At 54.6% G+C, this 13539-nt stretch carries 10 protein-coding genes and 1 pseudogene; 9 read left to right on the top strand and 2 right to left on the bottom strand.

Features of this window, described 5'->3' with window-relative positions; translation table 11 throughout:
• The first annotated feature begins 304 nt into the window (after positions 1-304).
• The 9 genes and pseudogenes from accB to katA all read left to right on the top strand — a co-directional run bounded on the left by accB (position 305) and on the right by katA (position 11102).
• Positions 305-763: an acetyl-CoA carboxylase biotin carboxyl carrier protein gene (gene accB, locus O3681_RS08590; RefSeq protein ID WP_371459748.1), complete on the top strand. Its 459-nt coding sequence runs from the start codon at positions 305-307 to the stop codon at positions 761-763.
• 71 nt (positions 764-834) lie between these two features.
• Complete coding sequence (locus O3681_RS08585; protein ID WP_039862547.1) at positions 835-1029, top strand: YqaE/Pmp3 family membrane protein; 195 nt, start codon at positions 835-837, stop codon at positions 1027-1029.
• Between the two features lie 28 nt (positions 1030-1057).
• Positions 1058-2419, top strand: a complete 1362-nt coding sequence (gene accC, locus O3681_RS08580; RefSeq protein WP_371459747.1) for an acetyl-CoA carboxylase biotin carboxylase subunit — start codon at positions 1058-1060, stop codon at positions 2417-2419.
• Positions 2420-2486: 67 nt separating this feature from the next.
• Positions 2487-2915: pseudogene (locus tag O3681_RS08575) on the top strand (valine--pyruvate transaminase); the annotation flags it as partial.
• 149 nt (positions 2916-3064) lie between these two features.
• Positions 3065-5287 (top strand): TonB-dependent receptor, encoded by a 2223-nt coding sequence (locus O3681_RS08570; protein WP_371459746.1) that lies wholly within the window; start codon positions 3065-3067, stop codon positions 5285-5287.
• Positions 5288-5502: 215 nt separating this feature from the next.
• Positions 5503-6267, top strand: a complete 765-nt coding sequence (locus tag O3681_RS08565) for an ABC transporter ATP-binding protein (RefSeq protein ID WP_070826350.1) — start codon at positions 5503-5505, stop codon at positions 6265-6267.
• 149 nt (positions 6268-6416) lie between these two features.
• Complete coding sequence (locus O3681_RS08560; protein ID WP_371459745.1) at positions 6417-7328, top strand: iron-siderophore ABC transporter substrate-binding protein; 912 nt, start codon at positions 6417-6419, stop codon at positions 7326-7328.
• Positions 7322-9289, top strand: a complete 1968-nt coding sequence (gene fhuB / locus O3681_RS08555) for a Fe(3+)-hydroxamate ABC transporter permease FhuB (RefSeq protein WP_371459744.1) — start codon at positions 7322-7324, stop codon at positions 9287-9289. The genes O3681_RS08560 and fhuB overlap by 7 nt, the downstream gene beginning before the upstream one ends.
• A 298-nt stretch (positions 9290-9587) precedes the next feature.
• The gene (gene katA / locus O3681_RS08550; protein WP_371459743.1) at positions 9588-11102 is read left to right on the top strand and encodes a catalase KatA; all 1515 of its coding nucleotides are present in this window, start codon (positions 9588-9590) and stop codon (positions 11100-11102) included.
• Between the two features lie 296 nt (positions 11103-11398).
• Here the strand turns inward: katA and groL are convergent, their stop codons facing one another.
• Positions 11399-13033: a chaperonin GroEL gene (gene groL / locus O3681_RS08545; protein WP_049322649.1), complete on the bottom strand. Its 1635-nt coding sequence runs from the start codon at positions 13031-13033 to the stop codon at positions 11399-11401.
• A 98-nt stretch (positions 13034-13131) separates the two neighbouring features.
• Complete coding sequence (gene groES, locus O3681_RS08540; RefSeq protein WP_003744509.1) at positions 13132-13419, bottom strand: co-chaperone GroES; 288 nt, start codon at positions 13417-13419, stop codon at positions 13132-13134.
• Between the last annotated feature and the right edge of the window lie 120 nt (positions 13420-13539).

Raw genomic sequence — 13539 nt, 5'->3', positions numbered from 1 at the left:
TTCAGACGGCATGTTTTGTCGAAAAACCAATAAATTAGAATAAACGCTCTTGAAAAAATCACTTTTTAACGAAAACCAGCGTTCCTTTCTTTTTTCGCCGAAAAACGCCTTTTTTCTATCTTTTACTGGACATTTACCGACAAGTTCGGGAAAATAACCAGATTCATTTCTCAGGCTCCGCCCTGTTCCGACATTATTTAAACGCCGGATGGCAAACCCGCCTTCCGACGTCTCAGGAAATCATCTAAAACCACAGCGGCGCATACCCAATATGCACTTTATGCCGCGCTAAAAAGGAAAAGCAATGGATTTGCGTAAATTAAAAAAACTGATTGATTTGGTCGAAGAATCAGGCATTGCAGAAATTGAAGTTACCGAAGGCGAAGAAAAAGTCCGCATTACGCGCACCACTGCCGCCGCAGCTCCTATTTATGCTGCTCCGGCACCTGCCGCAGCCGTTCCGGTTGCCGCCCCTGCAGCTGCTCCGGCCGCAGCCGCTCCAGCCGCCGCCCCTGCCGCTCGCGATTTGTCCAACGCGCAAAAATCGCCTATGGTCGGTACATTCTACCGCGCCCCCGGCCCGAACGCAGCCGCTTTCGTCGAAGTCGGCCAACAGGTTAAAGCCGGCGATACTTTGTGCATCATCGAAGCCATGAAGCTGATGAACGAAATCGAAGCCGAGAAATCCGGTGTCGTTAAAGAAATTCTGGTTGAAAACGGTACTCCGGTCGAATACGGCGAGCCGCTCTTCATCATTGAATAATCCGTTTTTTCAGACGGCCTTTATCTTTAAGGCCGTCTGAAATTCCTTTTTCTGTTCATTAAGGACAAACCATGCGTCTGATTTTGGCTATTTTCTTGCCATGGCTGCAGTTTTTCACCATCGGCCGTCCGTTTGCAGGCATCATCTGTCTGATTCTGCAATGTACGCTGGTTGGCTGGATACCGGCAGCCATGTGGTCGGTTTACGCTTTGAGCCAATACAAAACTGACCAAAAAATCCGCAACGCATTAGGCGGCCGACAATAGGCCGTCTGAACCATCCGGAAAGATTATCATGCTGAAAAAAGTATTGATCGCCAACCGGGGCGAAATCGCCCTGCGCGTCCTGCGTGCCTGCCGTGAAATGGGCATCGCCACCGTCGCCGTCCATTCCGAAGCCGACAAAGACAGCCTGCACGTCAAACTCGCCGACGAATCCGTGTGCATCGGCCCTGCCGCATCCGCACAAAGCTACCTCAACATTCCCGCCCTCATCGCAGCTGCCGAAGTAACCGAAGCCGACGGTATCCACCCCGGCTACGGCTTCCTCGCCGAAAACGCCAATTTTGCCGAACAAGTCGAACAATCCGGCTTTGTCTTCATCGGCCCTAAAGCCGACACCATCCGTCTGATGGGCGACAAAGTATCCGCCAAACACGCCATGATTGAAGCCGGCGTGCCTTGCGTTCCCGGCTCTGAAGGCGCATTGCCAGACGACGGCGATGAAATCCTCAAAATTGCCGATAAAGTCGGTTATCCCGTCATTATCAAAGCCTCCGGCGGCGGCGGCGGTCGCGGTATGCGCGTCGTCGAGAAAAAAGAAGACCTCCTCCAGTCTGTTGAAATGACCAAAGCCGAAGCAGGCGCGGCATTCGGCAACCCGATGGTTTACATGGAACGCTATCTGCAGCGTCCGCGCCACGTCGAAATCCAAGTGATTGCCGACGAACACGGCAACGCCATCTACCTCGCCGAGCGCGACTGCTCCATGCAGCGCCGCCACCAAAAAGTCATCGAAGAAGCACCGGCTCCGTTCATTACTGAAGAAGAACGCGCCAAAATCGGCAATGCCTGTGCCGACGCTTGCAAACGCATCGGCTATCGTGGCGCAGGTACGTTTGAATTCCTGTACGAAGACGGCGAATTCTTCTTTATCGAGATGAACACACGCGTTCAGGTTGAGCATCCGGTTACCGAACTCATCACCGGCGTGGACATCGTCCAAGAGCAATTGCGCATCGCATCCGGCCTGCCTTTGCAATACAAACAGGAAGACATCCAAGTTGAAGGCCACGCATTTGAGTGCCGTATCAACGCCGAAGACCCGTACAACTTCATTCCAAGCCCGGGCCTGATTGAAAGCTGCCACTTGCCCGGCGGCTTCGGCGTCCGCGTCGACAGCCATATTTACCAAGGCTACCGCATCCCTCCTTACTACGACAGCCTGATCGGCAAAGTCTGTGTCGTCAGTAAAGACCGCGACCAAGCCATGGCCAAAATGCGTGTTGCCCTCAATGAGCTGGCGATTACCGGCATCAAAACCAATACGCCGCTGCACCGCGACTTGTTCAGCGACCCAGGCTTCCAAAAAGGTGGCGTCAGCATCCACTACTTGGAACACTGGCTGGAAGAACGCAAAGCCAAACAGGATAAATAATCCCTTGTTTTGACTAAAAATCAGGCCGTCTGAAACGCAAAATAAAGTTTCAGACGGCCTTTTTTAAGGCGAAGCAGGCTTCTTCAAATACCGCGTGGACTTTTACGCGCTGGAGAGCCTGCCCGAACTCAAAGCAGGCAAAATCGGCACGATTTGCTGTTCACGTCCGACCAACCCGACCGGCAACGTGCTGACCGACGGCGAAATGGCGCAGCTGGGCGCGTATCCGCTGAAAATCCACAAGCCCGAAGGCGCGATTTTCTTGTGGCTTTGGTTTGAAAACCTGCCTGTTTCGTCGCAAACCTTGTACGAAATGCTCAAAGCCGAAGGCACGCTGATTATTCCGGGCGAACATTTCTTTGTCGGCATCGACACGCAAGATTACCCACACGCCCGCGAGTGCATCCGCATGAGTATCGCGCAGGACGCGGAAATGCTGGAAAAAGGCATCGCCGCCATCGGCAGGGTGGTGCGCGGTTTGTACGATGCGGCGTAAACGGTAAAGAGGATAGCCATTCAGTCAAAAGGTCGTCTGAAAACAGTTTCAGACGACCTTTTGTCATTTATTTATTTATTTTTTTTTGAAATGAAATTAATTTTCTTTTAAAATTAACCGTTACGATCGACTTTTGAAAGAAAATACAAATGACTAAGCCCGCTTCCAGACTCAGCATCCTCAGCCTCTCCCTCCTTGCCGTTTCAGCGGCATTTGCCTCAGACGAACCCCAAGACCGAGAAATCGCCGAACTCGAAACCATCACCGTAACCGCCAGCGCGGACGCATCCAAGGGCGGTTTGATTCCTGCATTTAAGGGCGGACAGGTGGCGCGCGGCAGCCGCGTGGGTATTTTGGGCAATAAAAAAAACCTAGAATCGCCGTTCTCTAATACTGCTTACACCAATAGGCTGATTCAGGACAAACATGCGCGCAGCGTCGGCGACGTACTGCAAAACGACCCGACCGTCCGCGTTGCGCGCGGTTACGGCAATTTTCAGGAAGCGTATTTCATACGCGGCTTTGCCGCCGAATCGGACGATACCATGTACAACGGCCTTTACGGCATCCTGCCGCGCCAATACATCGCCACCGAGCTTTTTGAACGCGTGGAAGTCCAGCGCGGCGCATCCGCCTTCTTAAACGGCATGGCGCCGGGCGGCAACAATATCGGCGGCACGGTATCCGTATTGCCCAAACGCGCGTCCAATGAAGGATTGAACCGGCTGACTGCCAATTACGGCGCGGGGAAACGCGGTGGTTTGGCGGCGGACGTGGCGCGCCGTTTCGGACAAAATCAGGAATTCGGCGTGCGCGTCAATGCGGCGCACCATAACGGCAAAACCGCAATAGACGACGAAAAGTCCAAACTCAGCCTGGTCAATGTCGGCCTAGACTGGCGCAATGAAAATGCCCGCCTGTCCGCCGATTTGGGCTGGCAGGACAACAAGCTCAAAGCCACGCGTACCAATGTTACCCTGTCAGGCCTGACCGCCGTGCCGACCGCGCCTGATGCCTCGTCCAACTGGGCACAGCCGTGGACGTATTCCAACGAGCGCGACTGGTTCGGCACAATGCGCGGCGAATACGATTTCAACGACAACCTGACTGCCTACGCCGCCTACGGCTTCCGCCGCAGCAAGGAAAACAATTCTCTGGCAAACCTGACTGTCGGCAATGTCAACGGCAACGGATCGATTTACCGCTTTGACAACGCGCGTAAGGATAAAATCGACACGGGCGAAATCGGTTTGCGCGGCAAATTCAATACGGGCGCGGTAGAGCACGAATGGACCGCCGCCGCCAACCGGTTCCAATCCTCGCGCAAAAACGCTTACATCATGGATTGGGGCAACAAATATACGACCAACCTCTACAACCCGTCCCACTATCCGCAACCCGCAGCCGCCAACCCGCTGTATTCGGGCAACGACATGGGCAATCCTGCTGTTACCGGCAAAACACGCCTGACCAGCTTCGCCTTGGGTGACACCTTCAGCCTTTGGGACAAACGCCTGCAATTCATGCTCGGGGCGCGCTGGCAGCAAGTGCATAACAAGGCTTACGCCTATAATACGGGCGCACAAACCGAAAATTACAAAAAATCGCGCCTCAGTCCCGCCGCCGGCGCGGTGTACCGCATCACGCCGAATTGGTCGGTGTACGGCAACTACATCGAAAGCCTGGGACAAGGCGCGACTGCAGGCTCGACTGCCTCCATCAACGGCCGGGTCTACGCCGTCAGCAATACCGGCGAATCGCTCAAACCCTATGTTTCCAAACAAAAAGAAATCGGCACGAAATTTGAAGCCAACGGCTTCGGCGCGGGATTGGCCCTGTTCCACACCGACAAACCGCGTTCGCTTTACGTTGCCGAAAGCAACAACACCGCCCGCTTCACCTCCGAAGGCAAAGACCGCCACCGGGGCGCGGAAATCACCGTTTATGGGGAAGTCGCACAAGGTGTGAGGCTCTTGGGCGGCATTACCCTGCTCGATGCCAAGCAGAAATCTACCGGCTCATCTTTAACTGACGGCAAACGCACCATCGGCGCGGCTAAAACCCAAGCCAACATTGGCTTGGAATGGGAAGTGCCGAAAGTGCAAGGTTTGGCATTTGACGGACGCATGGTTTACACAGGTTCTTCCTACGCCGATGCGGCCAATACGCTTAAAGTCGGCGGCTGGACGCGCTTCGACATCGGCGCGCGCTACCACACCCAAATCGGCAGGCACGAAGCCACCTTCCGCGCCCGCCTCGATAATGTTGCCAACAAGAAATACTGGGCATCCGTCGGCGGATACCCTAACAGCGGCTACCTGAACGCCGGCGCACCGCGCAGCTTCACCCTGTCGGCTTCGGTCGATTTTTAAGGGACGGGCGGCAAACGGCCTCCAACGGTCCAAAGGTCGTCTGAAACGTTTTCAGACGACCTTGGAGCCTGGGGCGTCCGACTTTGCCCTACGCTTTCGGACAACTGCCGTAAAACTCCGCCTTTGTAGCATTGGCACCGACAACGGGCAATAGATTTTGCTGCGCCGCCGCTTTCTCCGAATAACGTCAAACCCACTAAAAGGTCGTCTGAAACGTGTTCCAAATCCAAAACGCCACCTTCGCCATACCCGGCCGCTCGCTGCTGCACGACATCAGCGTCAACTTTTCCCCTAACCGCGTGTACGGCCTCATCGGTCATAACGGCTCGGGCAAGTCCACGCTGTTGAAACTGCTCACCCGCCAGCATGAACCCGCAGGCGGCAGGATATTGCTGAACGACAAAGAAATACGCGCCTATTCCGCCCGCGCATACGCCAAAGAAGTCGCCTATCTTCCGCAGCAACTGCCCGCCGCTACCGCGCTGACCGCGCGCGAGCTGGTTATGATGGGGCGTTATGCCTGGAGCGGGCTTTTAGGGCGCACGAACGATGCGGACAGACAGGCGGTGGAACAGGCGTTGCGGCTGACGCATACGGAAAAATTTGCCGATCAAATCGTCGATACGCTGTCGGGCGGCGAACGTTCGCGCGTCTGGCTGGCGATGTGCCTGGCGCAGCAAAGCCGCTTTTTGCTGCTGGACGAACCGCTTGCCGCTTTGGACATCGCCCACCAAATCGACGTGATGGCACTGGTGCGCAAGCTGTCTCGCAATTTGGGTTTGGGCGTCATCATCGTCATCCACGATATTAATCTGGCGGCGCAGTATTGCGATGAACTGGTCGCGCTCAAACAGGGACGGCTATTAAAAACGGGCAAACCCGCCGACATTATGACCGCAGAAGTGTTGAAAGACATTTACAGCGTCGATATGAACATCATCGCCCATCCTGAAAACGGTTGCCCCGTGGCATTGCCTTGACGCAGGCAAACCGTCCCGCCACATAAGTTCCGACCATAAAATCCGCCGCCCGAATCCAAACCGGATAACATCACAGACCATTGTGGAATACCTGTATCCGATATGTTTCAGACGACCCTTTATTCAAAACCGAAAGACCTTCCAAGCTCATGTCCCACCGCTTTTCAGACGACATTCCCCGCCTTGCCGCACGGCTGTTTTTTACCGCTGCCCTCCTGTTTTCCCTGCCTGCACCCGCCGCACCGCGTGTGGCGACTTCGGACTGGACGGTCGCCGAAACACTGACGGCGATGGGGCATCCGCCCGTCAGCGTTGCCGACCGCCGCGTGTACGATACCTGGGTGAACCATCCGCCACTGCCCGCTGCCGTCAAGGAAGCGGGGCTGCGCTTCCAGCCGAATTTGGAGCGGCTGTATCAGATAAAGCCTGATTTTTTCGTGCAATCTTCCTGGTATGCCGCCGCCAAGTCCCAGTTTGAAAAAATCGCCCCGGTACGCGAAGTGGATTTCGGCACGGCAAAAGGCATCGAATATGCCCACACAGTCGAAGCCACGCGCAGGCTGGGTAAAATCATCGGCGACCCTGCCGCTGCCGAAAAGCTGATTGCCGGTACGGAAAACCTGTTTGCCCGCGCCAAACCCGCGCTTTCGGCATATCGCGGCCGCCCGTTTGCGGTGGTGCAGTTTGCCGACGGGCGGCATTTGCGGATTTACGGCAAGACTTCGCTGTTTCAGGCCGTGTTCGACAAATTGGGGCTGAACAATGCCTGGACGGGCAAAAGCAACGAATGGGGTTTCGAAAACATCACGCTTTTAGATTTGGCAAAGCTGCCGCCGGACACGCTGCTAATCATCGTCAAACCGCATCCTCAAAATACACGTGCAACGCTCGAAAAAAGCGCGCTTTGGCAACGCCTGCCGTTCTGCCGCCCTGCAAACCGCCGCATCTTCGAGCCGTCGTGGAGCTACGGCGCACTGCCGTCCATGCAGCGTTTCACTTTGCAACTGATGCGTTCGATGTCGTCTGAAAACCCGTCCGCACAAAAGGAAGCCGCATGGTAAAGATTTTCAGACGACCCCTGCCTATCCTTGCCGCCTCGTTGGCAATATCGTGCGCGCTGACGGCGTTTTGGATATTGAAGCTGGAATGGACGCTGCCGTGGCTGCGGCTGTTTGACCGTCCCGACAGCCTGCCTTTGGATGCACTGATGGTGCAGAACAACACCCTGCCCCGCATGGCGATGGCGCTGCTCGCGGGCGGCAGTACGGCGATGGCGACCATGCTGATGCAGCAGTTGATGCGCAATCCGCTCGCATCCGACAGTACACTGGCAGTCAGCAGCGGCGCGCAGGCGGCTTTGGTGGCGGCGACCGTGTTCGCCCCTTCCTTCCTTGCCTACGGCACGTCTGCCGTGGCGTTTGCCGGCGCAGCGGCGGCTTTGGGTGTGGTATTGCGGCTGTCGGCACGGCGCTCCCTGCAACCGCTCAGCGTCGTGCTGGCGGGTTTGGTGGTCAGCCTGTATCTGGGTTCCCTCACCGGTATCGTGATGCTGTTTTTCAGCGAAGAGACGCGCGGCGTGATGCAGTGGGGCAGCGGCTCCCTGGTACAGGACAGTTGGCGCGATACGTTGGGGCTTTTGTGGCGGATTGCTGTTGCCGCCATACTTACCGCCTTTTTAATCAAACCGTTAAACATCATTAGCCTGGGCGACACGCAGGCGGAATCGGCAGGCATACCGGTGAAGAAAATCCGTCTGCTGTCTTTGGCGGTTGCTGCATTTTTGAGTGCGGGCGTGGTCGGCTTTGTCGGCATGATGGGCTTTGTCGGATTGGCGGCGGCGACGCTGGTGCGGCAAATGGGCGTACGCACGCTGTCCATGCGCCTGATTTGTTCCTTCATCGTCGGCGCACTGCTTTTGATGCTGACGGACAACGGCCTGATGCTGCTGAAACACTACCGCGGCACCGATCTGCCCGCCGGCGCTGTAACTGCCCTCGTCGGCGCGCCGCTTTTGTTGTGGCTGACGGCGAAAGCACCTCCGCGTCCTTCGTTTCAGACGACCTCCGATATTTCAACCGCCGCGCCGCACGTCCCGCACCTCTTGCGTTTTCTGCTGCTTATCGCCGTCGCCGTATCGGTATTGGCGTTTACGGTCGGACGCTATGACGAAACCCTGCGCCTGACCATAGACCCGGAATATTTCGTATTCCGCTACCCGCGCGTGCTGCTCGCCGCCGCCACCGGCACCATGCTCGCGTTGACCGGCGTCATACTGCAAAGGCTGACGCAAAACCCGATGGCGGGACCCGAACTCTTGGGCATCAGCTCTGGAACGGCATTCGGCGCGATGTCGGTAGTGATGCTGTTCGGCATTACCTCGGGCAGCGGCTGGTTTTGGCTGACAGGTATCGTTTCCGCTCTCGTATCCTTGGGGCTGTTGATGCTATTCAACCGCAAAAACGGATTTACTCCCGAAAAAATCCTGCTTACCGGCATGGCGCTGGCCGCACTCGCCGATGCCGCCATCCGCATTTGGATGGCAACCGGCGATTTCCGCGTACAACTGCTTTTATTGTGGATGTCAGGTTCGACCTATCAGGCAACACCCGAATCCGCCCTTACCGTCGGCCTCCTCGCCGCCGCCTCGCTCCTCCTCATCCTCACGCTGCAACGCTGGCTCGGACTGCTCAGCCTGAACGCAACAATCGCCCGCTCCGTCGGCATCAACGTCCCCCTCGCACAGCTGGTGCTGATCGTCTCAAGCGCAGCGTTAACCGCCTTATCCACACTGCTTATCGGCCCCTTGAGCTTCGTCGGACTGCTTGCGCCGCATCTGGCACGTATGCTCGGTGCACGCCTGCCCAAACAGCAACTTGCCGCCGCCGCACTCATCGGCGCATCGGTTATGATGACGGCCGACTGGCTGGGCAGGCAGGTAATGTTCCCTTACGAAGTCCCCGCCGGAATGATGGCCACGCTCATAGGCGGCGCATATTTCATGATGATGATGCGCAAGCTTTAATGCGAACGGAGATACAAAAAGGTCGTCTGAAAACAGTTTCAGACGGCCTTTTTGTTTAACATGTTTATTCGATAATAAAAATCTAACAAAAATAAAATTTCAATTGATAATAACAATATTAAATTGAAGTCATAGTTCCAATAGTCAAAACCTTTCTGTATAGTTCTTTTTATAGTTTAAATAAAATGAAAAACAAATGTCGATACAAGAAATTTATGAATACCAAGAAACCGGCTACGAATATGCTTTTCGGCAAATCGTTTTATAAACCACTGACCATTTCACAAAGGAAATCATCATGACCGTCTCTAAATGCCCTGTAACCCACCTGACCATGAACAATGGCGCGCCTGTTGCCGACAATCAAAACAGCCTGACCGCAGGTCCACGCGGCCCACTGCTGGCGCAGGACTTATGGCTGAATGAAAAACTTGCCGACTTCGTGCGCGAAGTTATCCCCGAACGCCGTATGCACGCCAAAGGTTCGGGCGCGTTCGGTACGTTTACCGTGACACACGACATCACAAAATACACCCGCGCCAAAATCTTCAGCGAAGTCAGCAAGAAAACCGAAATGTTCGCCCGTTTCACTACCGTGGCAGGCGAGCGCGGCGCAGCCGATGCAGAACGCGACATCCGCGGCTTTGCGTTGAAGTTTTATACCGAAGAAGGCAACTGGGATATGGTCGGCAACAACACGCCCGTGTTCTTCCTGCGCGACCCGCATAAATTCCCCGACCTGAACAAAGCCGTCAAACGCGACCCGCGCACCAATATGCGCTCCGCCACGAACAACTGGGACTTCTGGACGCTGCTGCCCGAAGCCCTGCACCAAGTCACCATCGTCATGAGCGACCGCGGCATCCCTGCCAGCTACCGCCATATGCACGGCTTCGGTTCGCATACATACAGCTTCTGGAACGAAGCGGGCGAGAGTTTTTGGGTAAAATTCCATTTCCGCAGCCAGCAAGGGATTAAAAACCTGACCAACGAAGAAGCTGCAAAAATCATCGCCGACGACCGCGAAAGCCACCAGCGCGACCTGTACGAAGCCATCGAACGCGGCGAGTTCCCGAAATGGACGATGTACATCCAAGTCATGTCTGAAGCAGACGCGGAAAAAGTGCCGTATCATCCCTTCGACCTGACCAAAGTTTGGCCGAAAAAAGACTATCCGCTGATTGAAGTGGGCGAATTTGAGTTAAACCGCAATCCCGAAAACTTCTTCGCCGATGTGGAACAATCCGCCTTCGCACCGAGCAACCTCGTTCCCGGTATCGGCCCCAGTCCCGACAAAATGCTGCAAGCGCGTTTGTTCAATTACGCCGATGCGCAGCGCTACCGTTTGGGCGTAAACTTCCGCCAAATCCCTGTCAACCGCCCACGTTGCCCTGTTCACAGCAACCAGCGCGACGGGCAAGGTCGCGCCGACGGCAACTACGGCAGCCTGCCGCACTACGAACCCAACAGCTTCGGCCAATGGCAGCAACAACCCGACTTCGCCGAGCCCCCTTTGAAAATCAACGGTGACGCGGCGCACTGGGACTACCGCCAAGACGATGACGACTATTTCAGCCAACCGCGTACCTTGTTTAAGCTGATGAGCGACGCACAGAAACAGGCTTTGTTCGACAACACCGCCGCAGCCATGGGCGATGCACCAGACTTCATCAAATACCGCCATATCCGCAACTGCTACCGTTGCGACCCGGCATACGGCGAAGGCGTAGCCAAAGCCCTTGGACTGACTGTCGAAGATGCCCAAGCGGCACGAGCCAATGACCCGGCTTTAGGTCAACCTGGTTTGCTGTAAGGATGTATTATGTGGATAGAAATTGAAGAAATCTTGTCTCAAGCTGTCCGATACAGCCGTTCAAACAAAAAGTAACGGTTTAGATCATTAAGCAGGCCGTCTGAAACGCAAAATAAAGTTTCAGACGGCCTTTTTTTGATGATGAAGTTTATTTGATTGCTTCTGATTCAATGGAACTGGCTGCCCTTATTTCTCTACAACTATCTCTATCCCATCTCACGCCTCTACTGCAAATAAAAAACCGCACGGCTGATTACCGTGCGGTTTTGCTTTTTGTCTGAAGGTTTCAGACGACCTTACATCATGCCGCCCATACCACCCATGCCACCCATATCAGGCATAGCAGGTTTTTCTTCAGGGATTTCAGCGATCATGCAGTCTGTAGTCAGCATCAGGCCGGCGATAGATGCGGCGTGTTGCAGCGCAGAACGGGTTACTTTGGCAGGGTCGAGTACGCCCATTTCAATCATGTCGCCGTATTCGCCGGAGCCTGCGTTGTAACCGTAGTTGCCTTTGCCTTCCAATACTTTGTTCACAACCACGCTAGGTTCGCCGCCTGCGTTGGCAACGATTTGGCGCAGCGGAGACTCAACGGCGCGCAATACGATTTGTACGCCTGCGTCTTGGTCGGCATTGCCGGTGTGCAGGTTTTCCAAAGCGGCACGGGCACGCAACAGGGCTACGCCGCCGCCGGCAACCACGCCTTCTTCAACGGCTGCGCGGGTAGCGTGCAGCGCGTCTTCCACGCGGTCTTTTTTCTCTTTCATTTCCACTTCGGTAGCGGCACCGACTTTGATCACTGCCACACCGCCTGCCAGTTTGGCAACACGCTCTTGCAGTTTTTCTTTGTCGTATTCGCTGGTTGCGGTTTCGATTTGTTGGCGGATTTCAGCAACACGCGCTTCGATTTGGGCAGCGTCGCCGAAGCCGTCGATGATGGTGGTGTTTTCTTTACCGATTTCGATGCGTTTGGCTTGACCCAAGTCGTCCAAAGTCGCTTTTTCCAAAGACAGGCCGACTTCTTCGGAAATCACCACACCGCCGGTCAGGATGGCGATGTCTTGCAACATGGCTTTGCGGCGGTCGCCGAAGCCAGGGGCTTTAACGGCAACGGTTTTCAGAATACCGCGGATGTTGTTCACCACCAAAGTTGCCAAGGCTTCGCCTTCTACGTCTTCAGCGATAATCAACAGCGGACGACTGGCTTTGGCCACTTGTTCCAAAACAGGCAACAGGTCGCGGATGTTGCTGATTTTTTTGTCGAACAACAATACAAACGGATTGTCCAAAGCAGCGATTTGTTTTTCAGCGTCATTGATGAAGTAAGGAGACAGGTAGCCGCGGTCGAACTGCATACCTTCAACTACGTCCAGCTCGTTTTCCAAAGACTTGCCGTCTTCAACGGTAATCACGCCTTCTTTGCCGACTTTTTCCATCGCTTCAGCGATAATCGCGCCGACTTGTTCGTCAGAGTTGGCGGAAATAGAGCCGACTTGGGCGATTTCTTTAGAAGTATCGCAAGGTTTGGCGATGTTTTTCAGCTCGTCAACCAAAGCGGCAACGGCTTTATCGATACCGCGTTTCAGGTCGGTCGGGTTCATGCCTGCGGTAACGTATTTCATGCCTTCGGCAACGATGGATTGCGCCAATACGGTTGCAGTAGTGGTACCGTCACCGGCTACATCGTTGGTTTTAGAAGCAACTTCTTTCACCATTTGCGCGCCCATGTTTTCGAATTTGTCTTTCAATTCGATTTCTTTTGCAACAGACACACCGTCTTTAGTGATGTGCGGGCCGCCGAAAGCGCGGTCGAGTACCACGTTGCGGCCTTTAGGGCCCAAAGTTACGCGTACGGCGTTTGCCAATACATTGACGCCGTTTACCATTTTTTGGCGAACTTCATTGCCGAATTGTACGTCTTTTGCTGCCATTTAAATTCTCCAAATCAATATTAAAAATCTGTTTGAGGCTGTCTGAAAACTTCATGTTTGATTCAGACGGCCTTTGGTTCTGAAACTTAATTCAACAATTATTCAACGATACCGAAGATGTCTTCTTCACGCATTACCAACAGCTCTTCGCCGTCGGCTTTTACAGTTTGGCCGCTGTATTTGCCGAAGATCACTTTGTCGCCGACTTTGACATCCAGCGGACGGCGCGCGCCGTCTTTACCGATTTTGCCCGCACCCACGGCGATTACTTCGCCCATGTCGGGTTTTTCAGCAGCCGCACCCGGCAAAACGATGCCGGAGGCGGTTTTTTCTTCAGCTTCTAAGCGTTTGACGACTACGCGGTCGTGTAAAGGGCGGATGGTCATGTCTTAATGCTCCGATAAATAAATAGATTGAAAACAATTGTCTGTCGGACATGACAGACACGGTTTGCTTGAAAATAGCGGCACGCTTATGGAAAACCTGCCGTAATGGCGGATAGATTT

This window comes from Neisseria sp. 27098_8_158, from assembly GCF_041433145.1.
Classification (GTDB): Bacteria; Pseudomonadota; Gammaproteobacteria; order Burkholderiales; family Neisseriaceae; genus Neisseria; species Neisseria subflava_E.
The sequence above is the reverse complement of the archived record's forward strand: the minus strand, read 5'-3'. Positions and strand labels throughout refer to the sequence as shown.

What these genes read in the sequence shown, in the direction of transcription:
- fhuB (WP_371459744.1), top strand. Translation starts at nt 7,322, where the DNA reads ATGGTAAAGATTTTCAGACGACCCCTGCCTATCCTTGCCGCCTCGTTG.
- O3681_RS08585 (WP_039862547.1), top strand. Translation starts at nt 835, where the DNA reads ATGCGTCTGATTTTGGCTATTTTCTTGCCATGGCTGCAGTTTTTCACC.
- accB (WP_371459748.1), top strand. Translation starts at nt 305, where the DNA reads ATGGATTTGCGTAAATTAAAAAAACTGATTGATTTGGTCGAAGAATCA.
- katA (WP_371459743.1), top strand. Translation starts at nt 9,588, where the DNA reads ATGACCGTCTCTAAATGCCCTGTAACCCACCTGACCATGAACAATGGC.
- groES (WP_003744509.1), bottom strand. Translation starts at nt 13,419, where the DNA reads ATGACCATCCGCCCTTTACACGACCGCGTAGTCGTCAAACGCTTAGAA.
- O3681_RS08560 (WP_371459745.1), top strand. Translation starts at nt 6,417, where the DNA reads ATGTCCCACCGCTTTTCAGACGACATTCCCCGCCTTGCCGCACGGCTG.
- accC (WP_371459747.1), top strand. Translation starts at nt 1,058, where the DNA reads ATGCTGAAAAAAGTATTGATCGCCAACCGGGGCGAAATCGCCCTGCGC.
- O3681_RS08570 (WP_371459746.1), top strand. Translation starts at nt 3,065, where the DNA reads ATGACTAAGCCCGCTTCCAGACTCAGCATCCTCAGCCTCTCCCTCCTT.
- groL (WP_049322649.1), bottom strand. Translation starts at nt 13,033, where the DNA reads ATGGCAGCAAAAGACGTACAATTCGGCAATGAAGTTCGCCAAAAAATG.